The 25,306-nt window shown below is 35.0% G+C and carries 21 protein-coding genes; all 21 read right to left on the bottom strand.

Annotation, left to right across the window (positions count from 1 at the left end; all coding sequences use genetic code 11):
• Nucleotides 1–58: 58 nt before the first annotated feature.
• Entirely contained in the window at nt 59–736 is a 678-nt protein-coding gene (locus RBU59_RS27210) for a DUF5680 domain-containing protein (protein WP_308145602.1), read from the bottom strand.
• A 255-nt stretch (nt 737–991) separates the two neighbouring features.
• Nucleotides 992–1,426 (bottom strand): hypothetical protein, encoded by a 435-nt coding sequence (locus RBU59_RS27205; RefSeq protein ID WP_308145601.1) that lies wholly within the window; start codon nt 1,424–1,426, stop codon nt 992–994.
• Nucleotides 1,419–1,628 (bottom strand): helix-turn-helix transcriptional regulator, encoded by a 210-nt coding sequence (locus tag RBU59_RS27200; RefSeq protein WP_308145600.1) that lies wholly within the window; start codon nt 1,626–1,628, stop codon nt 1,419–1,421. The genes RBU59_RS27205 and RBU59_RS27200 overlap by 8 nt, the downstream gene beginning before the upstream one ends.
• 260 nt (nt 1,629–1,888) lie before the next feature.
• Nucleotides 1,889–2,227, bottom strand: a complete 339-nt coding sequence (locus tag RBU59_RS27195; protein WP_308145599.1) for a nucleoside triphosphate pyrophosphohydrolase — start codon at nt 2,225–2,227, stop codon at nt 1,889–1,891.
• 75 nt (nt 2,228–2,302) lie between these two features.
• Nucleotides 2,303–2,698, bottom strand: a complete 396-nt coding sequence (locus tag RBU59_RS27190) for a response regulator (RefSeq protein WP_308145598.1) — start codon at nt 2,696–2,698, stop codon at nt 2,303–2,305.
• A gap of 14 nt (nt 2,699–2,712) precedes the next feature.
• Nucleotides 2,713–6,144 (bottom strand): PAS domain-containing hybrid sensor histidine kinase/response regulator, encoded by a 3,432-nt coding sequence (locus RBU59_RS27185; RefSeq protein ID WP_308145597.1) that lies wholly within the window; start codon nt 6,142–6,144, stop codon nt 2,713–2,715.
• 39 nt (nt 6,145–6,183) lie between these two features.
• Nucleotides 6,184–7,218 carry a protein-glutamate methylesterase/protein-glutamine glutaminase gene (locus RBU59_RS27180; protein WP_308145596.1) on the bottom strand — a complete coding sequence of 345 codons (1,035 nt, stop codon included), beginning with the start codon at nt 7,216–7,218 and terminating at the stop codon, nt 6,184–6,186.
• Between the two features lie 66 nt (nt 7,219–7,284).
• A complete protein-coding gene (locus tag RBU59_RS27175) occupies nt 7,285–8,100 on the bottom strand; it encodes a CheR family methyltransferase (RefSeq protein ID WP_308145595.1) in 816 nt (271 codons plus the stop codon).
• A gap of 17 nt (nt 8,101–8,117) precedes the next feature.
• Nucleotides 8,118–9,836, bottom strand: a complete 1,719-nt coding sequence (locus RBU59_RS27170; protein ID WP_308145594.1) for a methyl-accepting chemotaxis protein — start codon at nt 9,834–9,836, stop codon at nt 8,118–8,120.
• Nucleotides 9,837–9,881: 45 nt separating this feature from the next.
• The gene (locus RBU59_RS27165) at nt 9,882–10,379 is read right to left on the bottom strand and encodes a chemotaxis protein CheW (protein ID WP_308145593.1); all 498 of its coding nucleotides are present in this window, start codon (nt 10,377–10,379) and stop codon (nt 9,882–9,884) included.
• A 48-nt stretch (nt 10,380–10,427) separates the two neighbouring features.
• The gene (locus tag RBU59_RS27160) at nt 10,428–12,503 is read right to left on the bottom strand and encodes a chemotaxis protein CheA (RefSeq protein WP_308145592.1); all 2,076 of its coding nucleotides are present in this window, start codon (nt 12,501–12,503) and stop codon (nt 10,428–10,430) included.
• A gap of 28 nt (nt 12,504–12,531) precedes the next feature.
• On the bottom strand, nt 12,532–12,894 hold the full coding sequence (locus RBU59_RS27155; protein WP_308145591.1) for a response regulator: 363 nt from the start codon (nt 12,892–12,894) through the stop codon (nt 12,532–12,534).
• 404 nt (nt 12,895–13,298) lie between these two features.
• Nucleotides 13,299–17,051 (bottom strand): Ig-like domain-containing protein, encoded by a 3,753-nt coding sequence (locus RBU59_RS27150; RefSeq protein ID WP_308145590.1) that lies wholly within the window; start codon nt 17,049–17,051, stop codon nt 13,299–13,301.
• A 678-nt stretch (nt 17,052–17,729) separates the two neighbouring features.
• Nucleotides 17,730–18,122 (bottom strand): DUF2680 domain-containing protein, encoded by a 393-nt coding sequence (locus RBU59_RS27145; protein WP_308145589.1) that lies wholly within the window; start codon nt 18,120–18,122, stop codon nt 17,730–17,732.
• 563 nt (nt 18,123–18,685) lie between these two features.
• Complete coding sequence (gene nudC / locus RBU59_RS27140; protein ID WP_308145588.1) at nt 18,686–19,534, bottom strand: NAD(+) diphosphatase; 849 nt, start codon at nt 19,532–19,534, stop codon at nt 18,686–18,688.
• Nucleotides 19,535–19,640: 106 nt separating this feature from the next.
• Nucleotides 19,641–20,042, bottom strand: a complete 402-nt coding sequence (locus tag RBU59_RS27135) for an FMN-binding protein (RefSeq protein ID WP_308145587.1) — start codon at nt 20,040–20,042, stop codon at nt 19,641–19,643.
• Between the two features lie 374 nt (nt 20,043–20,416).
• Nucleotides 20,417–20,932: a tetratricopeptide repeat protein gene (locus RBU59_RS27130; RefSeq protein ID WP_308145586.1), complete on the bottom strand. Its 516-nt coding sequence runs from the start codon at nt 20,930–20,932 to the stop codon at nt 20,417–20,419.
• A 190-nt stretch (nt 20,933–21,122) separates the two neighbouring features.
• The gene (locus RBU59_RS27125) at nt 21,123–21,983 is read right to left on the bottom strand and encodes a metallophosphoesterase family protein (RefSeq protein ID WP_308145585.1); all 861 of its coding nucleotides are present in this window, start codon (nt 21,981–21,983) and stop codon (nt 21,123–21,125) included.
• Nucleotides 21,984–22,026: 43 nt separating this feature from the next.
• Nucleotides 22,027–23,409, bottom strand: a complete 1,383-nt coding sequence (locus tag RBU59_RS27120; RefSeq protein ID WP_308145584.1) for an Ig-like domain-containing protein — start codon at nt 23,407–23,409, stop codon at nt 22,027–22,029.
• Nucleotides 23,410–23,761: 352 nt separating this feature from the next.
• Nucleotides 23,762–24,226, bottom strand: coding sequence for a GNAT family N-acetyltransferase (locus RBU59_RS27115; protein ID WP_308145583.1), 465 nt, complete (start codon nt 24,224–24,226; stop codon nt 23,762–23,764).
• A 294-nt stretch (nt 24,227–24,520) separates the two neighbouring features.
• Nucleotides 24,521–25,249, bottom strand: a complete 729-nt coding sequence (locus RBU59_RS27110; RefSeq protein ID WP_308145582.1) for a YebC/PmpR family DNA-binding transcriptional regulator — start codon at nt 25,247–25,249, stop codon at nt 24,521–24,523.
• Nucleotides 25,250–25,306 lie beyond the last annotated feature (57 nt).

Raw genomic sequence — 25,306 nt, 5'->3', positions numbered from 1 at the left:
ACAACTAATCATCCATAGGATATAACAAACGGTAAATTAACATAGGATGACTGATGATTTATTTGACTATTCCGCCGTGATAAAAACATTCAAATACCTTTTTATCTCCCCAGAAAATTTCTTCTTTCCCTTGGAACCAGAAAAAATCTCCGTCATAAGCATTGTGATAAGTATAATTTCCACTCTGATAGACTCTCGGTCCCCTAAACGGCATTTCTTCGGGTCTTAAAAGCAAAACTTCTTTTAAGAAATCACCGGAAAAAGGCTCATCAATTGTTCGACCGGAATAATTCATCGCCCATACCGGATTACTATTTTCAAAAACAGTTTCTTCACCTGAAAATTTTTCTCCTCCGATATAAGTATCTAAGTACTTCAGCTCCCCCTGCTCAAATTTCAGATCATGAGAACCCGGACGGCAAGGAATACTCTCTTCCTTGCCTTTTCCTGCATAAGTAAATTTTGTTGCCGTTTTTAGGAACTGTATAATTTTTTCCTTGTGAATGTCTTTCTTGATTGCACCTATAGTAGAACATTCGGCAGTGTCCTTTACCAAACTGTCAATGGTAACACAAAAGAGTTCACTAAGTTGGATCAGATTCGTAATATCAGGATATGCTGTCCCGGACTCCCATTTGGCAACCGCCTGTCTTGATATTCCTAATTTTTCGGCGATATCTTCCTGGGATAGTTTCCTGTCTTTTCGAATTGCGTGTAAATTCTCATTAAATTTCATTTTAATACCTATTTTGTATAACACACCTGTTCACAGCTGTATTACTGCCACTAATAAAATGAGTCTCGCCCGGATGAAAAGAATTTGTTAGTGGCATCCCTTTCTTTTTATTATATTATCAGCGCCTCGTATCAGAAGTTTAAACTCGCTTTCATACACGAGATTATTTATGCTTTTGCCTTAACAATAGTATATCATGGATATAAATTATCACCATATACCATTCCTTGCAGTTTTGACAACCGGCAGTTGCTTTTACATCTCTTTATCCAATTTAATACGATAGTAAACTCCATAAAATACAATAAATAAATAGGATACCGCCAAAATAATAATTACTTTCATATCAACCTGCATTAATCCAAACGCAAGAAGTATAGCACCATAAACAAAAACCATCATATCATAAGCCTTTGATTTCGATTTATAGGTTATTATAATATTCCTTTCATCCTTCTGCACAATTTCAATATTCTTTGCGATATCCGGATATCTCAGTGTAGTTCTAATACTAAAAACATTGCCTAGATTATGTCCGAAGATACCACATCCAATGCCAATCATTATATACGGTAATGTCTGCATAGTACTATTTGATTCATTTATATTTTTTACCAGATAGATACCTGAGCCAAATATAATGAAACCTAAAATAGTAAATAAGATCGCTTTTAATAAACTTTTATTCATTTATTATTTCCTCCTCATAAATAAATATTTCCTCAATGCTTAACCCAAAATAACGTGCAATTTTAAATGCTAAAATAATAGACGGATTATATCTGCCATTTTCCAATGAACCTATTGTCTGCCTTGTAACTTCCAGGGCATTTGCAAGTTCTTCTTGCTTAATCCTCCGTTCCTTGCGAATTTCTTCCAATCTGTTTTTCACTGAATCACTCCATTTCAAATCATGTTAAGTATACTTTCCATTTATAATATATAACAATTTGCATGAAATGTCAAGTTAACTTTCCATTTCAAATTAAAGTCTAAAACTTATGAAAAAGAGTCTGGCTCGCCAGACTCTAGCGCTGACGCGCTGTCACGACAGTGACATCCTCCTTAAGTGCGTCATGTGCATCCTGCCGGTCGGGCTTTTTGTGCAATAGGACGCAATTTCCTATTGCACAAAAAAAACTACCAACCTTATCAGTCGATAGTTCTATCCTTTTTCTTATTTTCAACAGTCCTTAAGTAGATTTTCTTCTCAAAACCGCCGCGTTCTGCTGCCTTTTTATTCTTTATCTCGAATATCTTTTCCATGGAGAAGTCACATACTGCACAAACTGCTTGCAGTACCTCAAATATATCAGCCATTTCCTCAATTTCTCTGCTCTTTTGATATTCTTCTATTTCTTCATTTAACTTATTATGCAATTCATTTAAGTAATCTTCATCAGACAATACCGTATAATCGGCAATTTGATTATTCTCCATAATAAAATCAGGTATCTTATCCCGTACAAGTTTATTATACACTTTGATCATAGTTCCTCCATAACCGGGAATCTTTGCAACGTTATAACTAGGTTAAAAATTACCTTATTGCATAAAATCTTAATTTCACGGAATAAGTTCCAGCTTCTTTAATACATCAATAAGTTTTTGCGTGTCTATTGGTTTTGCTGCATATGCATCACAGCCGATATCAAAGGCATTCTGAACAAATTGAGTTTCTGCCAATGCCGTAGTCATAATAATTTTTGACCTTTTTTCAGGCAGAACACCTTGCTGAGATTCTAAATCTCTGATATATTTAAGTACTTTCACTCCGTCTACTTTAGGCATCATGATATCCAGGCAAATAAGATCATATGGGTTACCATCTTTCATCGACATTAAAAAAGCATCCAAAGCTTCCACTCCGTCTACAACCAAATCGCATTCTCCGTAAGTCGAAAGAAACTTAAATAAAAACTTTCTGCTTACTAAATCGTCTTCTGCTATTAGAATCCTCATCTTAATACCTCCTGTCAAACTTTTGCATCCTGATAAATTTTAAACTCCGATTTCAATTTCTCTATATGCAATACTGCTTCTTCTAAATTTCCTCGCCTGATTGCTAATTCAATTCGAAAAGCACTATCTTTTAATTCACCTGCATCCATATCGTTTGACTTAAGTTTTATCTCATGAGCCATACCTTCTATTGTCATTAAATCATTGTTATCCATTGCAGATTCCAAAATAGTTATGGCGTTTTCGATATCCGCCAATTGTAATATATTTTGTTTATTCTCTAAACATCTGGTTCTGTTCGTAAAAATAACTTCACCGTTATCCCTTAATATTACCTTGTCTGGAGTATTATCGGTTAAATTATCCTGATTCATTATAATGTTTTCGAGTATTTGAAATAATTCGTCGTGTTTTACGGGTTTTGCTATATATTCATCCATTCCATGGGTCAAAAACAGTTCTCTGTCACCTTGCAGTGCATAAGCAGTTAATGCTACAATCGGGACATGTCTTCTTCCAGCTTCTCTTATTCGAATTTGTTTGGCCGTTTCAATTCCATTCATAACAGGCATCTGAATGTCCATCAGTATAATATCATAATTGTTTTGGTCATATAATGCAAGCGCCTCTTTTCCATTACATGCAATTTCTACCTTACAGCCTTTTTCTACCAATATCTTTTGTACAACTTTACGATTAATTGCATCATCTTCTACTAAAAGTATATCAAAAGGTCTGTTGATTTTTTTAATAGTGGGAACTAAATTATCCTTTTTCACTGCTGACTTACCGATTTTGAATTTGAGGTGGAAATGGAATATACTTCCTTTACCTTTCTCACTTTCCGCATATATTTTACCGCCCATCATCTCAACCAGCTGTTTTGAAATGGCAAGACCCAAACCGGTACCGCTGAATTGTTTGGTATATGAGTTTTCAATCTGACTGAAACTTTTAAACAGCCTTTTTAAATCTGTTTCTGCTATTCCGATGCCGGTATCTTTAACAGAAAATTTAATTTCAATCTCATCCTGTATCAGTCCTAATTTGTCAACTATAAGCTTAATATCACCCTTTGGTGTGAATTTCATGGCATTACTAATTAAATTATTAAGTATCTGACGAAGCCGGTTAGGATCACCAATTAAAAAGTCAGGTATCTCTGTATTATATGTTAAATAAAGCATCAGACCTTTTTCACTGACTTTAGGTGAATGGGTTTTTACTAATTCATCCACAAGTTCTTTTAGATTAAAATTGACATTTTCAATTGATAATTTTCCCACTTCCATTTTTGAAAAATCTAAAATATCATTGATAATTTTTAGCAGAGAATTTGCACATGCTTTAGCCGTTATCAGATTATCTTTTTGTTCTTCATTAAGCTCGGTAAGTAAAGTAAGATCTACCATTCCTAACATACCATTAATTGGTGTACGGATTTCATGGCTCATATTAGCTAAAAATTCACTTTTCGCCCTGTTTGCAGACTCTGCAGCTTCTTTGGCAGCAATAAGTTTTATTTCCCATTCTTTTAAATTAGTTATATCTTTTACAATAGTTACTACTATTTTCTCTCTTGGGCTGTAAATGGATATAGATAACCACTTATTATAACTTTCAACAAAAAATTCCTCCAGCTGCACACTTCCACCATGGAGTAGTTTATCCGCATTATTATGAATCGCTTCCAATATGACATCACTGTTCTGCGGAAAAATCTTTTTAAAACTGATATCTTTTATATCTTTTTCCGTTGTCTGAAATAAATTTTCAAAGGATTCATTTACTTCAATAAATCTCATATCTATAGGTATTTGCTCCCTATTGGATATTAATTTGAAATACGCATAACCGCTTTGCATATTCATAAAGAGAGAACGGTAATTAGCCTGGCTTTCTACTATTTTTACTTCATTCTTTTTCCGCTCGGAGATATCCCTCACGATACTAAGAAGAACTGTTCCGCCGCCGGTCTTAGCACTTTGAGAACTTACTTCCACCGGAAAAATACTGCCATCCTTACGACAATGAATGGCTTCAAAAAAAATACAGTCGGAATATTCCTGTCCCATTTCCAGCGGATAACTCCAATCCGCCCTGATATTACGGATATTAATAGCACGTAACTCCTCATAAGTATATCCGTATGCATAAACGGCAGCTTTGTTCGCTTCAATAATTCGTCCGTCCATGTCAAGGAATAGCATAATGTCTCTGGTATTTTGGGATAATAATTCATATTGTTTTAAAACCTGTTCCGCTTCTTTTCGATCTGTTATATCCAATAAGGAGCCGATATAACCGGCAAAATTTCTTTCAAGATCATAATAAGGAGCTCCAGCTTCCAGACACCAGCGATAAGTTCCGTCATAACGGTGAATACGGACTTCCAGCTGATAATATTCCCCGTTACGCATTGCTTGTGTTCTGGTTTTCATATATCTGTCGAAATCTTCAGGATGAATTAAGTTAGTCCAACCATAACCTAAAGCTTCTTTATATGAGATTCCTGTAAAATCACTCCAGATTTTATTTACATAGTTATATAACAGTCCCTCATCTGTTTGCCACACACAGGAGGGGATCTGCTCCAGGATATTATTACAGTAATCCCTGGACATGGCAATTTTAATTTCCTGCTTTTTGGGGTCTGTTATATCAAGTAAAGTGACCACTGCATTTCTTGATCCATTTATAGTTATAGGTGCCACACTGATGCGAAACCAGAAGTCATTTTTCTTATTATCATTAATAAAGATTTTATTAAATTCAATATTACTGGTAGCTATTCCCTGTTTTATTGCCAGGGTCGCGGCATTCCATATCTCACAATCTTTGCAGTGTATACCGTAACCACAGCCCTTTTCGTTCTCTGCTCTTTTTATACAATAGAAACTATCTCCAAAATGCTTATTAACTACTTGTTCTCTGCTTTTATTAAAAAAGTGCAAAGCAGCATCGTTAACTTGAGTGATATATAAGTTTTCATTTAAAATTACCATACCAACCGGAGCGTGGTTAAATATAGCTTTTAAATTATTTTCTTCGTCAATGTGTTCCATTTCTAAGGTCTTAAGTCTTGTGATATCCCGTAATATGGCGACGGTTCCTACGAAAGAACCATCTGCTGCTTTTACCGGAGAGCAGGTTGCAGATATATATTTTTTTGACTGATTCGTAAGCAAAACTGTATTATTTTCAAGTCCGACAGTAGCCTGGTTCTGTATAACTTTGGCTACAGGATTATTTATTGGCAGTTTTGTTACAGCATTATAAAACGCACAAACAGCCTCAAACTTCTTTCCTAAAGCTGTCGCCACAGATACGCCTGTTATTTCTTCCGCTATCTGGTTCATGTATATAATATTACCGTTAAGGTCTGTAGAAATTACACCATCACCAATACAAGATAAAGTAGTCTCAGCAAATTCAATATTTTCCATATTCCAAAACTCCTTTTGCATAATAGAAACCCACAAGGCTTATTCGCTTAACATAGAATATAGCAATAACGATATCTTATCCAGTGAAGCCTGTCTTTCAACTGCACCAATATTAAATGCAACCTTTGGCATGCCATATACTACCGAGGACTTCTCATCCTGTCCTATCGTTCTTGCGCCCCTCTGCCTCATAGCCAGAAGACCTTTCGCACCGTCATATCCCATACCGGTAAGAATTATGCCGATGGAATTTGCTCCTGCTTCTTTCGCTACCGATTCAAATAATATATCTACCGAGGGGCAATGACCATTTACTTTACTGCCCTCATTACAATCTACCCTGTAATTATCCCCTACTTTCTTTACTTTCATGTGCTTATCTCCCGGTGCAATCAGTATTTGACCTTTTTTGACATAATCACCGCTCTTTGCTTCCTTTACCTGAAATGCGGTAGAATTATTGAGTCTTTCAGCAAACATACCGGAAAACACCGGTGGAATATGCTGAACGATTACAATTCCCGGAATATGATTCGGCAGTCTTTTAACCAAATTATAGATTGCCTCCGTCCCTCCTGTTGATGCCCCGATGGCAATGATTTTTGAGGAATCCGAAGCAGCATTTACTTTCATATTATGTGCAGGCAAATCAGTTGTGTTTTGTTTAGGGTTAAACTGTACTTTGGCAGCTGCCGCTATTTTTATTTTAAATATCATATCATTAATAAATTCTTCCACACCTTTAATGGAATTTATATTAGGTTTAGCCACAAAATCAATGGCGCCGGCATTCATAGCCTGAAAAACGGAATCACTGATGGAACTGACCACAATAACCGGCAAAGGGTATTGCGGTAATAGTTTTTTGATAAACTCAATCCCATTCATTTTCGGCATTTCAACGTCACAGGTCATTACGTCCGGCTCATATTTTAAAATTTTATCTCTGGCATCATACGGATCCGTGGCCGTTGCTATTACTTCTATATTAGGATCCGTTGAAATCCCTCTGGCTAAAACTTCCCGATATACCATACTATCATCAACAACTAAAACTCTTATCTTTTTTTCCAAACCTGCACCTCATAATTATTTACCGCCTTAGATATCAGTAAATATGTATTTCTCCCCTATATCCCTTTATTCTTTTCTGTAAACCGCAGGCATCAGATATTTAAAACTGGTATCATCATGGTTTAGGGATTCGGAGTGGCCAATAAAAAGATATCCTCCGTATTCCAGGTAATTATAAAATTTTTGTACCAGTTCCTGCTTGGTTTTGCTGTCAAAATAGATCATAACGTTTCTGCAGAATATTACATGAAACTTCTTTCTAAATGGAAAACTTCTATTAATTAAGTTAAACTGACGAAATATTATTTCAGATTTAATTTTATCCTGAAAGATATAATGTTCTTCATCCAGTCTTTTTAGATAGGATTGTTTCCACGCCGGAGGGAGAGTTGATATATCCTCGCTTTTGTAGATGCCACGCACCGCTTTTTCTAGAACCGAACCGGATATATCGGTGGCTAAAACTTTGGAATCCCATAAATGTTTTTCCCACCCGAAATATTCATCCATAATCATAGCTAAAGTATATGGTTCTTCTCCTGAGGAGCATCCGGCACTCCAGATTCTTAAATCCTTATCAGCCACAGTATTCTTAAGATAAGGGAGCACTTTATCCCTAAAATATTCAAAGTGCTCCGCTTCCCTCATAAAGAAAGTATGATTTGTCGTTATTTTGTTTATGAGCGTAGCTGCGGCATTACCCGATTTATCTGAAATCAAATAATCATAATAATCAGAGAAATTCCGAAAATTCTTTTCCATTAACACATGCTGAAGTCTTCCCATAACCAGGGCTTGTTTTTCCGGTTTCAGGTATATGCCATAATAAGCTTTAATATATGCAGCAAGTTGATTAAATTCTTTTTCTGTAATTGTAATCACTTTAGCTCTTTACCACCTTAATATTTACCAAATTCATTATCATTCAAAGTTATTTGTGGCTTGGGAACAGTTGTTTCCTCCTGATCTTTCCGCCTTTTTTTAGGATTTCTATTCTTTTCAGCCATGTTTTCTAACATATTCAGTACATCCGGACTGAGATTGTCTATAGAATTATAATTTGTTGTATTCTGCTTTAATTTAAAATTGCCAACCATCTCTCTTAATAATAACGCCTGGCTGGAAAGTTCTTCACTGGCACTTGCACTTTCCTCAGAAGTCGCAGAATTAGTCTGAATCACTTCAGATATCTGCATAATTCCCTGATTAATTTGTTCTATGCCTAAGGCCTGTTCATTAGAGGCAACTGCAATATCTCCAACTAAAGATGCTGCTTTCGTAACATCTGCGACTATTTTTGTCAGCGCATCTGCTGTTTCATTCGCTATTTTTGTACCAATTTCGACTTTTTTAATAGAACCCTCAATCATATCGGTTGTTTCTTTCGCTGCATTTGCAGATCTTGCTGCAAGATTCCTTACTTCCTCTGCAACTACGGCAAATCCCTTACCGTGCTGACCGGCTCTGGCTGCTTCTACAGCAGCATTTAATGCTAAAATATTGGTCTGGAATGCTATTTCATCAATTACCTTAATTATCTTTGATATATTGGATGAGGAATCATTAATATCTTCCATGGATTTTAACATTTCATTCATCTGAAGATTGCCATGCTCTGCATTATCTCTGGCTACTTCAGCCAAATCATTTGCCTGATTTGCATTCTGCGCATTAAGTTTTGTCTGTGAAGAAATTTCTTCCAGGGAAGCCGTTAATTCTTCGATTGAACTTGCCTGTTCCGTTGCACCTTGAGAAAGTGCCATGCTGGAATCTGAAACCTGTTTCGAACCGGAAGCTACCTGTTCAGCAGCAGAATTAATATTGGTCATAACCTGGTTTACGTTATCTGTCATTTTCTTAAAGGCTTTAGCCAAAATTCCGACTTCATCTTTCGAATAAACATCAATGGTTACATCCAGATCACCGTCTGCAATCCGGTTTGCGGCTTTAACAAGGCGGTTAAGCTGCTTGCTTATCATAGTGGCAAGTAACATTCCAAAAAGTACTGCTAATAAAATGCCAATAGCCATAACAGTAATCATAAGGATTGTCTGCCGTTGAAAGCTTTCTGTGTTCGCTTTTATTGTTTTGGCAGACGTGTTCGTTTTATAATCCACCAGATCCTGCAGTGATTTATCTACTGCTTCCCTTGAAACCGAAACGTTCGATAAAGTACTAATGGCTTCATCATATTTTTTTTCTTCTATTAACCCTATACTATGGTCTCTTAAAGTACGGTAATTTGCAAGGTTCTCCATGAGAGTCTCATAAAGCTTTTGGTTCTCCTTGTCTTCTAATATGGTTTTTTCGTAATTGGACAGTAATTGATTTGCTTCTTCTGCCAACTTAGTTATTTCATCTACTCTCTCCTGGAATTTCGTTACATCTCTTTCGTATAATAACAGCAGATGGTCAGAACGTACCTGTTGTAAATATGTCTGGATTTTAGATAAATCTATTGAGGGTTGAAAATCTTCCTTATTCATTTTAATACTGGCATTGTTTAAGGTATTCATATTATTGATTCCTACGATACCTACAATTGCGGTAAATATCGCAAGAACAATAAAACAAGCTATTAATTTTCCACGAATTTTCATATTTAAGAACCACTTCATAATTTACTCTCCTGTCTTATGACGGGACAACAAGTCCCCTTATTTTTACTTCATATATACCTCATCCAAATCATTAAGTTCATCTTCCGATAACAATTTATCACAATCCAGCAGTAACTTAACTTCATTACCGACCTTTCCTATCTTTTTAATGTAACGATTAAAACCTTTATTCACTTCGGGCGGATCTACAATATCCTGTTCCGGTATAGTAAGTACCTCTGACACACCGTCAACAATTAAACCTATCGAGATATTTTTTATATCTACTACTATAATACAGGTTCTGTCATTGTAACTTTTCTCTTCTTTCTTAAATCGAAGCCTGACATCCATTACCGGAATGATTTTTCCTCTAAGATTAATAATCCCTTTTACATAATCCGGTATTTCCGGTATTTCTGTTACAGATTGAATACCTATGATTTCCATAACATACTGTATTTCAATTCCATAACTTTCTTTCCCAAGGGAAAAAGTCAGATATCTCCCTTTCTGGGTATCTTCCTCCATTTCCACAGTGCTATTATTTATCTCTTGCATATTCAGCTCCTATCCGTGCTCTGCACTTATTAAAGGTGAGAATTTATTTTACTTTTGGATTAATCCTGTTACATCCAGTATTAAGCTAATACTGCCATCTCCTAATAGTGTACAGCCCCCCAGGCCTTTTATCTTTTTATAACGTACAATGTAATCCGGTAAAGATTTAACAACGACCTGCTGCTGACCAATTAACTCATCTGCAAATATGCATAACCCTTTTTCTTCCTGCTGGGCCATTATGAAAATTCCCTCGGTAAATTTTATAATATCCGTCTTCACCTTATAACGCTCATGCAGACGTAAAATAGGATAACATTGTCCTCTAACCATGATCATTTCATTTCCATCCGGGTCAGTTATTATATCTTTATCCATAGGGCGGAAAGATTCTTTGATTGAATTTGTAGGTATCGTAAAATATGATTTACCGACTTTGATCGTCATACCATCTATTATTGCTAAGGTAAGAGGAATTTTTAATGTGATTGTGGTTCCTTTATTGATTCCGCTGTCTACTACTAACGAGCCACCCACCATCTCAATATTTTTAGCAACCACATCCATTCCCACACCCCTGCCGGAGAACTCCGTTACACTGTCTTTTGTTGAAAATCCCGGCAATAAAATCAGGTTATAGATCTCTTTATCCGTCATTTCATTTTCATCTTTATGAAGCAGATTGTTTTCTTTCGCTTTTTTCAAAATTTTATCTTTATCTAAACCTCTGCCATTATCTTTTACGATTACCAGTACATCACTACCGGCATTTTTGGCTTCCAGCGTTATGGTGCCATTCCCCTGCTTGCCTTTTTGCTTCCGCTCTTCCATTGATTCAATACCATGATCCAGAGCATTTCGAACCAGATGCATTAACGGATCAGAAATATGTTCAATAATATTTTTATCAACTTCCGTATCTTCACCAATAATCTCCAGTTCTACTTCTTTCCCCAGTTTCTTATTCATATCCCGGATGATTCGATGCATTTTGTGGAACGTAGCAGATAAAGGTACCATTCGTATGGACATGACCATATCCTGCATTTCACTTGTAATCTTGCTCAGCTGTCGTGCTGATTTTTGAAAATTATCCAGTATCAATCCCTTTAAATCCGGATTCTGTATAACCATCGCTTCGGCAATCACCATTTCTCCAACTAAATCCATCAATTTATCTAATTTAGCTACACTTACACTGATTATACTTTGACCTGTGGATGTGGCCTGTCCTTCTTTTACACCCGGCTCTTTTTCTTTCATTGCTGTATTCTTAACAAACTTGGAAACCGAGCTGTCCGTTAGCTTTATCTCTTTCGATCTTATAAATTGCTTAAATTCCTCCTCACTTTCTATTTGCTTTAATTCTAAGTCTTTCAAAAATGCAGTATGAATTAAATGTTCCTGCATGTGATCATAGTCATTATCAGATTGAAAGTAAATTTGGAATCCATCTCTTCGAATAACATCAATACTGTCATCGCTCTCCATAATATCATCAGGAATATAATAAACCTCTTCTGTAATGTCTTTTAAATCATGAATTACAGCATAGGCTCTTATATTTTCCATTTCACAGCCGTCTTCAAAGAAAATAATTGCTTTATAGCTATATTGATAGGAAACAATTTCTTTCTTTTGCTGGCTTATGTAATATTGCTGTTTTTCATCGTTTAATGGGTGAGTTTCGCTGCTGACAATAGTTTCATTATTATTTTGCTTCAGTACCATTAAAAAAGCTTTTAAATTATCAATAAGAGGGGTTGAATTTCCATCCGCTTCTTTATTGATTTTTATCTTTTCCAGTTCGTTTTTAATAAAATCCACACCATTTAAAACCAAGTCACATAAATATGAGTAATCAACCTGTTCCGGTCTGCTCTCCCTAAGGTAATAAAATAAATCCTCTATGGTATGAGCCAATGTAGAAATATTATTAAACATCATCATGGATGATGATCCCTTGATTGTATGCATGATTCGAAATATTTCATTTATTGCATCCAGGGTATAGCAGCATTCTTTTTCACTTGACAATATAGATTGTTCCAATTGTTCCAGCAACTGAGCAGTCTCAAATATGAACATATCAAGAAGCGGTTCATTGGTATATTGATCAGACATCGGACTCCCCCTCTTATTTTTAAGATAATTATGCAGTAACTATTTTATTTAATGATTGGATAACCTGATCTTCTGTAAAAGGTTTTATTATAAAAGTTTTAGCTCCGTTTATGATAGATTGTTTTACTAATGTCTCCTGTCCCATTGCTGACACCATAACCACTTTAGCTTTGGGATCGTATTGCATGATCATCTTTAAGGCTTCAATCCCATCCATCTCCGGCATTGTAATATCCATTGTTACAATGTCGGGTTTCAATTCTTTATATTTGGTTACTGCCTCCAAACCATTACAAGCCTCTCCGGCTACCTCGAAACCACCTTTTTCTAACATGATTTTAATTGACATCCTCATAAATGATGCGTCATCAACAATCAAAACTCTCTTCATACATATCTCCTTTCAATTCCTTTATTCCCCTTCAAAGGCTATCTTTCACGGTTTATTTCAAAACATATTCACCAGCTTTATGGCAATTTTAATTAGACAATTTAACTTAACTTTTTCTATGTAAATACTTTTTTATCTAAATATTTTAGAAAATATATTTTCCAAATATATACATGCACAGTAGTAAGTACTTACATATACTTATTAATATCATTATATCTGCTAATATTTTCTTTGTCAATATATGTTTTATACTGTCGAAGATAATTTTATTTAATCACTTTATGTCTTATTATAAGCCTAAATTATGAAACCCCTACACAGTAATAGGGCAGGATTCCAGTTACCTGAAAATCCCACCCTATAAAAGATTGAATACTATTATTAATTTATATATTATTAAATTATTTAATTTTAACCACTTGAAGCCTGCATGTTAATCGTCTGCCGTTAACCGTGGCAGTAATATTTGTCGTACCGGTTCTTCTGGAGCTAACCAAACCATTGGATACAACTGCAATATCATTGTCATCTACATCCCAGGTTACACCGCCTGGTATACCTATCACAGTAAGCTGATAGGTAGTATATTGTTCCAATACAAGATTGCTGGTATTCAAACCTACCACCGTTATTTTTGTGGTAGCTGTTTTGCCTGATTCTGTCATAACCGTGACATTTGCAATACCAGGAGTATGTGCAGTTACTGTACCAGTTGATGAATTTACAGAAGCAACCGTTTTATTATCACTCTCCCAGGTAAATCGGTCAGTGGAAGTAGTCGGATTTATCGCTTTCTGTATTGTTGTTGATTCACCAACCACCATAGTAAGATTCTGATTTATTATAGTAACACTATTAGCAGGTGTTCTTTTTTGAACAATTACAAAACATGTTGCGGCTTTTCCGCTGTTATCTTTTGCCGCAGCTTTTATGGTAACGGTTCCTTCCGCAATAGCAGTCACATTACCCTTAGAATCAACAATCGCTACTTTATCGTCGCTTGAACTCCAATTAAGTGTTTTGTAAGTCGCGTTGCTTGGTTTAACTTTAGCGGTTAATTTAAAGCTGCGTCCTTCCACGGTAGTAACGGAGGTTCTACTAATAGAGATAGATGTCGCCTGCTTTACAACACGAATAACACAGGTATCTTTCGCTTTGCTTCCATCCTGGGCAGCTGCTGTTATTGTAACGGTACCAATAGCTTTACCTGAAACTTTACCATTGGAATCTACAGTAGCTATTCTACTATTACTGGATGACCATTTTAATTTTGGTTTCGTAGCCGCATTACTCTTTACAGTCGCTTTTAAAGTAAAGCTTTTACCCAATCCTACCGGTATGTTGGATTTATTAAGTGTAACACTGGTAACCCGCTCCACAACCGAAACTACGCAATATGTAGTATATTTTCCGTCATCTGTTGAACATGTGATGACTGTCGTACCGGCTTTGATACCTGTTACAACGCCGGATGCGGATACCGTAGCAACGGAAGTTTTTGAACTGGACCACTTGATACTAACATCATCAGCAGCTGAGCTGGGTACAATTGTTGCTTTTAAAGTAAACTTTTCGCCTTTTACAATATTTTTTTCCTTATAGTTAAGTTGTATACCGTTAACTTGTTCTTTCACCGTAACATAACAATAAGCAATTTTACCATTGGTGGTCTTTACTGTAATGGTTGCAGAACCAGCCGCAACGGCAGTTACTACACCATCTTTATCAACGGTAGCGACAGTTGAATTGGAGGATTCCCATGTAAAATCACTCTTATCACTGTTTGCCGGAGTCACAGTGGCTTTTAATTCATAAGTCTGAGCCACGTACAGTTCCAAATCTGTAGCGTCTAACTTAATTCCCGTAGCTTTTTGTTTGACTGTAATTGTGCAGGTTGCTGACAAACTGCCGTCTGTTGTTTTAACTGTGATAACTGCCTGACCTGGTGCCGCTGCTTTTACCAATCCGCTGGTATCTACCGTAGCAACAGAAGTATTAGAAGAACTCCAGGTAACATTTTTATTTGCAGCATTCGTAGGCGTTATTACATAACCCAGTCTAACCGTATCACCTACATCCATGGTTTTGGTGGTTTCATCCAAAACAATCCCTGAGGTTGATACTTCCACAGTGATATTACAAATAGCCGTTACAGCCGGATTATCATCCGAGGTTGCTATAATGGAGGTATTGCCCCCTGCTACCAATGTAACTAATCCATTACTGTCTACCGTAGCTACCTGGGTATTGGTTGATTTCCAGTTTATCTTTTTATTAACAGCAGTATCCGGAGTAACTGTTGCTGTAAGCTGATATGTCTTTTTCGATAATGCCAGTGTGACGGAAGTATTGGATAACGTTATTTTACTTACTTTATCTTTTACCGTTACATGACAGTAACCAACAACGACATTTTCCTCATTTATGGCAGTAATAACTGCTGCACCGGGTGTTAATCCCTGAATTGTTGCTGACAAATCATAAGCCTGCTCTACTTTCACAACTGTTTCATTGGATGATATCCATTTCAAATGAACATTATTTAATTTAGTTGGCTCAACCGCCGCCGTTAATGTTGTTTTTTCATTCGCATTCAATGTTACTGTTGCCGGATCAATTGTTATCTTATTAACTGATGGCTGTACGTTTACGGTACAGACAGCAGATTTTACGACTCCGTTAATGGTCTGCGAAGCAGAAATGATTGCTGTGCCCTGGCTTACACCTGTAACCAGACCGTTTTTATCAACCGTTGCTACCTCCGGTTTATCGGAAGTCCAGACAATCGGTGCGACTTTATTCGTTACATATGCATCCAGTTGTATTGTTCCTGAAGTATATATTTTAACGCTGCTGTAATTAAGTGCTATACCATCAATAACCTTAATGTTAAAGGAATAACTTTCCGGGGGAACTGAAGTAGATCCTATTACAGTTAATGTTACTGTAGTATCCCCGACTCCTACCGCTTTTAATACACCCTGACTATAATTCACATAATTAGGATTACAGGTATAGTTAAATTTTTCGTATGAGTCAATATTGGTATTGTCTTCTATACTGTAGGTATCTCCCACATTCATAATTATTGTTTTACCAATATCATTTACCTTGATCGGAACAATCAGTTTAATCTGAATAAACCCTACATTGCCTTTAATATTTTCTTTTAATTCTGACGGCTTATAATCTTCCTTTACGTAACCTCTTATAAAATAAGTACCCGCTTTGGCACCATTTATAATAAGCTTGTTACTATCCATACTATAAGATACCTTTCCATTGGGAACAAGCTCAAAATTAGTATTATAAATCTGCCAGTATAATTTCTGGGAATTGACTGCATTAGTATATATATTTAAAGGAAATTCATTTGTTTCTTTCGTTAAATTTGTTGCATAGGAATCACTCTCATTTAGTCTTGCTTTTGGTTCAACTATTACCTTAAAAGTCTTGGTAATAGGCTCTTCCTTAAGTGTAGAATTGGTACTTACTTCAATTTCCGTTTCTCCCGCACCTTTTATGGTAATAGCACCAGTCGTATTATTTACATCTACAACGTTAGTATCCAAAGATCTCCAGGTCATTTGTGAACTATCCAGGTAACCATCAGCCGCATTGGTATATTTTAGTTTTACCGGGGCTATGGGGTCACCTATATTACCGTTTAATACCATCACATAATTATCTTGCAGGTCCGTTGTAAATATCGCTTGAAAGGGTGCAATACTCTTATCAACCTTATAATCAACCTTTACCTTACAGGTAAGGGTATAATATGTAGTTCCTCTTTTAATGATTGCAGTTACTTTCGAATAACCAGGACCTTTTCTGGTAAGTTTGGCAATCATGGGGTTTTGATTCGTTGGATCAGATGGACCGCCACCCTTAACCTCCAAAACATTTGTGTCTGAAGATTGCCAGGTAATTGTATCTGTGGTACCATTTATCTCCAATCCTGCTTCACATTTAACAATGATACTGTCCTCTGCCTGCTTGAGTTCTATCTCATCACCCTCTTGCATTGGATTCTGATAGAAAAACCAATAATCACTATTAGCCGCATAAACCTGGTAAAATTTCCATAACCCTGTAATCATAAAAACTACAGCACAAACAGTTACCAATAAAAATTTCTTTTTCTTACTATTCATTTGTGACCTCCCTGCCAGTAACACTCCTATTATTACTATAAATTAATAAAGTAAGAAGTATTATATAAAATACTTATTTTGAATATTTTATCAATATTTACACAATAACCCAATACTTTGTCATATTTGTGTTATTTTAAATAATTTAATCAAATAATCTAAATATAGCCAATTATGTATCCATATTAACTTCAATAAATCAGGTTTTATCCCCAATAGGTGTAGCACTTTTACTAACTTTTATCCTCCCTTTTTCCCTATATTATTGCATTTTTCTTCTTTTTTAGTTTAGCATACTCTTCCTGTTAAAGCAAGTAATGTTGCCACGGTGAAACTAGCACATTTTTCCTAGTGTTACTGTTCACTCACTTGAAAAAAGCATCAATTCCCTGAATAATAACACGCTTCGCGAAACACACAAAACGAGAAAACATCGTTCCTACGCTGCAATTCTCCGGTTTTTTGTGACAATACACTCACAACAAACTCGTCGTGTTTGTTAGCTGTGAACATTAACCTCCTAGTACAACCTTGCATAGATTTCGTTTATCAGCAGTGCCTGATATTAATCGAAATCTATGCAAGGTTGTGCTTGATACTGATACTTGATTAAAATTAAAAAGTTAGTGTTCTTGTTGTTATGTCAATCTGTAACCTACCGCTTCTAATCTTTGTTTGTTACTTTCTTCCCTTTTGCCTAATGAAAGGAAAATCCCCGCTTTCTTTTATCTTATGATATCTCTCCTGCACACGAGATTTCATAGCTTCTGCATCATCCTGTTCTAATATTCCGAGTTCAGCTAATTTATCCATTAACCTGCCCTCGACTTTCATTTCTTCCTCTAACAGTGAATATACTTCTTCTTTCTGTTTAGCAGATAGAGTATTCCATTTTTCAGAAGCTTGTTTTAACTTTCCCTCTACAACTTTTCTGTCTTGATTTTTATTAAGATTATCTGACTGAGTTACTGATTCCGTTTTTGTTTCAGCCGCATAAGTGGTAATGGGACTTATACTAAGGAATCCTATCATACCTGCTATAGCAAAACTGCATAACTTTCCTTTATCCATCCTGCTTCCTCACTTTCTAAATAACCGCAAGTACACTAACTTTCTGAATTAGTATTTCCATTAGATGTGAAGAATTTGTGAATTTCACAGAAAAATTCCTGGATGTAATAACTGCCAACCGAACCAGAAATATGTAAAGTAGTAGAATGCTAATAAATTTTATTTTCATTTAATTATTTTAACATTTCTTTCACGAATCGTTCATACCTACAACACATTCTTCATTTATTATAATATTATAAATCAAATAATTTTTAGAAGCCACGACTGCTATGGTGGTTACTGGCTTCGACTAACAACAAGTAACCTTAACATAGATTTCCTTAAAACTCCTTCTCTTTAGCCAACTGACAACAGTTGGCTTATTTTCATAAGCTAGAAAGAGTCTGGCTCGCCAGACTCTAGCGCTGACGCGCTGTCATGACAGTGACATCTTCCTTAAGCGCTTCATGTGCATCCTGCCGGTCGGGCTTTTTATTGTATAGGAAAGTTCGGAGAACTTTCCTATACAATAAAAAAGGCGGACCTTTCTATTTCTTAAAAGTCCGCTGATAAAATCAATATTAATTTGACATTTCATTAAACTGATCACGGTACCAACGTATCATCTTGCCGGCCACACTGTCGGTGTTTGGAATCTCCGGTAAGTTATCTGCATGATACCACGAGGCATCCGTAATTTCAAAGTCATCTACCTCTATTTGTCCGCTTTCATATTCAGCGGTAAAAGCCATCATTAATGAATCCGGAAACGGCCAGGGCTGACTTCCGAAATATTTTATATTCTTTACTTTAATCCCTACTTCCTCACGGATTTCTCGTTCCACACACTGCTCCAGGGTCTCTCCAGGCTCAACATAACCGGCAATAAGACTGTATAAATTCCTCTTAAAATTTTTATTATGTGCAAGTAATATCTGGTCTTTATTAAATACAGCTGTAATCGTTGCCGGAGAGATTCTTGGATATACCGTATTACCGCATTTAGGGCATACTTTTGCTCTCTCGTCTATTTTATCCGCAGTTTTATTTCCACAGCAGCCGCAATATTGATTAGTACTATTCCAATGCAGCAAGTGATTTGCAGTACCTGCAAGCATAAATAACCCTGAATCACCGGTTTTAGCCGTAATATCCCTTAATTCCACTGCTTTTAGTTTCTCTGTAAGTGTTTGCAATTCGTCTGCCTTTTTACAATAACAGGCAAACCCGTCATATCTGCCTATATACATCATATCCTCATTTATTGAAATATTATCTTTTAATTCTTTTATTTTTGGAATCCTTAATTGATTCTCTGTTTGCCACAGCAATAATTGTTTGCCGGATAAAATTAAGGCCCACGCATCATTTTCTATTTCTTCCGGCCTTAGAAATGCAGGTATGTATTTAACTTCACTGGAGTTTATCATTTGATTTTACCCTTTCTCGCTTAAAAATCCCTCTGTTAACCACAATAAAATTAGATTTACAGAGGAATTTGATATGCATTTTTAATTATTACTGATTAAAACACTTTTATTGCTCCAAAGCATTCTCAACAGCTTTTTTAATAACCTTACTTGAGTTGGTAGCTCCCGAAATAACATCAACATCAATACGCTGCTCTTGTACAAATTTATTCGTTATTGCTTCCGCACTGCTTCCACGCTCATTTTTATGTTCCAGAAGTTTTACATTGATTAATTTACCTTCTTTGACAGTGACCTCTACTTTAGCATATATAAAATCAACATCACATTCTCCGATATAGGTTCCGTCTGCTATATTAGAAATATTAATATCATTATAAGTTAAGTTACTTACTTTATCCTGATATCGGTTAACTCGTAGCATGTAACTGATAAAATATGCCGCCGCAATAAGCAGAACTATACAAACTACCCCTATTATAATCTTAATTTTCTTACTATTTTTCATTCCTAAGCCCTCTTTACTATGTATAAGTTTCAAAACCGAAACTTATGTATTTACCTCTCATACAGTCATTGAGTAGTAGTTTATCATTATCTTCTTCTAAAAACAAGCGTTAATACATTAATATTTTGTAAAATATTCTTCCTTTGTTACTGTTTATTCTCCTGAAAAAAACAGTTTCTTGAACAGTAACTTTCCTTTCTGCGATGTGATCATCCCACGCGATAGGGCTTTTTTATTTCATAGGGAAGAAGATTCTTGTTCATCAGACTCTGACGCTGACGCACTGTCACTTCAATGAAATCAACAACTGCGCGTCAGGTATCCTGTCTAATTTTTAACTTGATTTTATATAATACCAAGGATATTCTTCTCTATTACTTATCCATATATTGTAACTCATCAAAATCAATACCATCTGCTGAGTCAAATATCTTCAGCGCCGCTATAGCTATCTGATTATCAGGAAATTCATTTAATACCTGTTGGTATAATTCCTTTGCTTTCTCAATTTGACCGATTTGTCCATAGCAATATGCCATATTCACTAAAGCCATTTCTATATATGAAAATTGACTTGTAGAAAGCATTACAATATGTCTATACTTATCAACCCATTTATATTTTGAGAAAAATACATAACTTTCATGAAATTCCACTATTGCATCGTCATATTGATTATTTTTAATATAATTGAGACCTTTTTTATGATTTTTTGGCAGGATAGCCTTTCCCGTATATGAAATTACCAAATATACTATTAAACTTTCTTCAATCGGAAAAGAAATTCCCATTAATAAAAAAATCCCATAAGAAATAATTATCAGTAAGATGCTAGATAATAATACGTAACTGTATTTTGTCTGTTTTACGACAGGAAGCTTTGAAGCCATAATTATATCTCTCCTTATATGATTCCTTATTGAAGTTTATAGAATTAAAAAACGTAACTTAACCTCCCGGTCATTTAATGGTTTTTATTAAATCATCATAATTTTTAGCTAATGTTTGTATTCCTTGGATATTCAAAATCTTATTAATGTTATAAACAATGAATTATTTAAATATCATTATGTAACATTGTTAAAAATATATACCTTGCTCTCTTACAGCATACTCCCAATATTTTTCAGGTATATATGGCCAAATTGCTTCTCCTGTTTCTTCTTTACATAATTCAACTGCCCTATTCAAGACTTTTGTCGTAACATCTTTTCCAGTATTAATAACCTCTCTCGCAAGAACCGCCCACATAGGCGCAATTTCAAGAAACCCACTCGTTTCATATTCCTTCAGAACAATTTCTTTATCATAATCCAATTGAAAATACTCTTCCTTCCAATCATATTCAGTGCCACGAATTATGGCAAACTGAGTTTTTCCATCGTAATACCAGGGTATTCCAACTGAACCTGGATTTATTATCTTTTTGCCCATATACTCAAAGGTTCCCTGTACATGTGTATGACCACAGATTAAGATATTCGTTTCTAATTCTTCAAGAACTTTTTTTGAAGTTTCACTATTTATATACAAGTGTTCTCTGGATGATTTTTGCGAACCGTGGCAATAACAAAAAGCTGGTAATCCAGCAAACATCATTTTTGAATTGTTAGGCATCTCTCTAAAAAATTTCAAATCTTTCTTCGTTAGATTTTCATAAGTATAAAGCAGACACCCAGAACTTGAACCGTTTACCCATCCCTGTTCCCCATTATCTTGATAATCAATCATATATTCTTCTCTATTTCCTCTTATAAACCAGCAATTATATCTTTCCTTTAATTCATATAACATCTGCATAACACGTTGCGGAAATGGACAATCTCCTGCGTAATCCCCCAAAAGCAAAAAATTCGCCACACCTTTATTCAATGCAAATTCGATACATCTTCCTAATGCAACATAATTACTATGAATATCACTTAATACCGCTATCTCCAACTTTTCCCCCTTCAAAATTCAGTTCAGTCACTCTTATTTAATTTTATTTTATTACAGAAACATTACATTGTAAAATTACAATATTTGTTCCATTTGTTACCTGACACATAATGGTACATTTACCAGGTGATACACCAGTTACTTCTCCTGATGAAGTTACTTTTGCTACGGACTTATTAGACGATGACCATTTATAAACAGAATAATTTAATGCATTTTTAACTTTCAATTTAAATGAATTTTTAGATTTTAACTTAATACTATTGTCTGATAATATTGTGCCAACCTTTTTAGATAATACTGTGATAACACAATCTTGTGAAAATTTCAGAGCATCATTATAAGCAGTTATGGTAGTTGTTCCTTCCGATATTCCTGTAATTATACCCTTGTTATCAACTGTAGCAATATCAGGTCTGTCACTTTTAAATATTAACTGAATATTTTCCGGATTATTTATCATAAAAGTATATCCTTCGCCAATATCTAATTTGTTAGATTTTAACACATCCATTTTTATATTATATACTGATGGCATTACATAACTAGATTTTTCTTCATCGGTAGTAACATAGTTTTGCGCAGCAAATTTTTCGCCGGAATTTTCATAATTATCATACATACTTGAAATATGATACCCATAATCACTAGATGCTAAAATGTCTTTTGGAACCAAAAAATATGTATCACTGTTAGCAATATCACCCCACATTGTATCTACGCAATACCATTGACCGCTTAATTTAACAGCATTCCAGGCATGATTATATGTTGAACCATTGACGCCGCCAAAAATAATTTCATTATCCAATCCTAATGCACCCGCAATCGTCGCATATAAGGTGGAGTACCCCTGACATACCGTACCCTTACCTGTGATTCCGCTATAAGCCGAGAAATTACTATTTGTATAATCTACGCTGGCATTATCCAACACCCACCTATACGCAAAATATGCTTTTTGGTAATCGGTTTGTAAATTTTGAATATTATTTTTTATAACTTCATTAATTTTATCAGAAACATATTGTATTTGTTCCTCGGTTTCAAAATAATAAATACTATAATCCAGTATATTTTTTATTTTGCTGGTTGAATTCTTTATTACTCCACTGCCAGTATAAGAACCTATGCCATGTTGTAAATTAATTACTTCTTTTTGCATATAATGTCTATAATCTGTAAAATCGTAAACATCGTTTATATCTCCATCATATTTATCTGTATAAACAATTCTGCTCTGTGTATCTAATCTGGCGAAAATCATACTGAAAGCTAAAAATTTATCTTCTTCATTTGTCACATAATATGTTATAATACCATCTCGATCTACTTCCTGCTTAAGAATAGATGCATAGGCATATCCATAGCGATTTAAACAAATAATAATAATTAATATAACTACCATTGCTGCTTTATTTTTCATTTTTCAACTCCTGACACATAATCACCAAATTTTTATATGCTTTTACAGCTTTTATAATGTCCCGTACATCATTCTCCTCTAGGCAATTAGTAAGGTTGGGATAAACTGTGATCGCCTTAAATCACTGACGTAAAGTCTTTTTAAAGGGATTTTGACAGTTATTTTCTAATATCCAAAAACCGTTATCATCAAATTCAAAGACGATATCGTTATTGTCAATAAGTACATTTGAAATACGACAATCATGTAAACTAATATTTGGATAATCATTTTCAGCAGTATACTTCCACATGAATTAGTACCTCATATTTATTTACACTCATATCATTACCAATCCTATTCTATAACATAATTACAAGTTTAATTCCATTGGTGTGTATAAAATACCATGATAATCTTGTTGATTATCTAAATCTTCAAAGCCTATAGCATGGTAAAATGGTATGGCAAATGGTGATGCATTTAAAAATATTTTTTGAACTTGTCTCTCTTTTAGTTCCAGAATGATATGTCTGAATAACATTGTTGCAATTCCATTTCTATGATATTTTTTATCTACAAAAACACATGAAACATGATTATTTATACTTATAGATATAACCCCTATAAGAAGATTATTTAAAAATGCACCATACATAATCTGCCTACCTTCTTTGAAAGCATTTCTAAAGTCCTCATTTTCAATGAAATTTTTCCTAAAGGTTTCTATTCCCTCTTGACTATAATCTGGTGCATCAAATTCTAAAAAAACATCCCATATTAAAACAAATGCTCTTTCCAATTCAGTAACATTTAGCTTGTTAATCAATACTTCCATTGAATTCCCCCATTAATATAAATGTTTCCATTATTATACACCAAATAGGAATAAAAACCAATACAAAAAAGAGCAGATAGCTTTGCTCTGTCTACTCTCAATGAACATAATAATATCCTGATTTAACATAAAAAAATCCCTCCATCCACCATAGGCTCAGCTATGATAGACAGTGGGATTTGGATGTATGCCTCATTTTTTATTAACAGGCATCCAGTATATCATCACTAGTGCATTTTTTCACATCTAATTTTACAGAAAACCCTGTATTTGCAGTACTTACAGCCTTTCTACTTATTCATCCCAGTTATGATATACTTCCTGTACATCATCATCCTCGTCGAGTAAATCAAGAGTACGGTTCATCATCTTAATATCCTGATCATTGGTTAATTCCACCCAGGTCTGCGGAATCATAGTTACGTCTGCCTGCGCCATAGAAATTCCTGATTTCTCCAACGTTTCACGAACAGTACTAAAGGATTCCGGATCCGTAAGAACTTCAAAACTGTCTTCTTCCTCTGCAAAATCCTCTGCTCCGGCATCTAATGCGATCATCATAAGCTCATCCGCTTCCATATCGCACTCTTCTTTATCAATAATAATCTGGCCTTTTTTATCAAACATAAAGGAAACGCAGCCCGGTGTACCTACGTTACCGTTACCTTTGGTAAATGCATTTCTTACATTGGACGCGGTTCTGTTTTTATTGTCTGTTAAAGCTTCTACAATAATTGCAATTCCGTTAGGTCCATAACCTTCATATGTTACAAATTCATAATTAACAGCATTTGCATCGCCGGCAGCCTTTTTAATACTTCTGTCAATGGTATCATTAGGCATATTATTGGATTTTGCTTTTGCTATAATATCTTTCAAACGACTGTTGGCATTAGGATCCGGACCACCTTCTTTTACCGCTACCGCTATTTCTCTTCCCAATTTCGTAAAGATTTTTCCTTTTGTAGCATCATTTTTTTCTTTTTTATGCTTTATATTGGCAAATTTAGAATGTCCCGACATATAAACTCTCCTTTTTATTATTATGGATATTTAAATCGCAGGTTCTTCAAACGATCG

Origin of the sequence: Anaerocolumna sp. MB42-C2, assembly GCF_030913705.1 — a bacterium.
GTDB lineage: Bacteria > Bacillota > Clostridia > Lachnospirales > Lachnospiraceae > Anaerocolumna.
The sequence above is the reverse complement of the archived record's forward strand: the minus strand, read 5'-3'. Positions and strand labels throughout refer to the sequence as shown.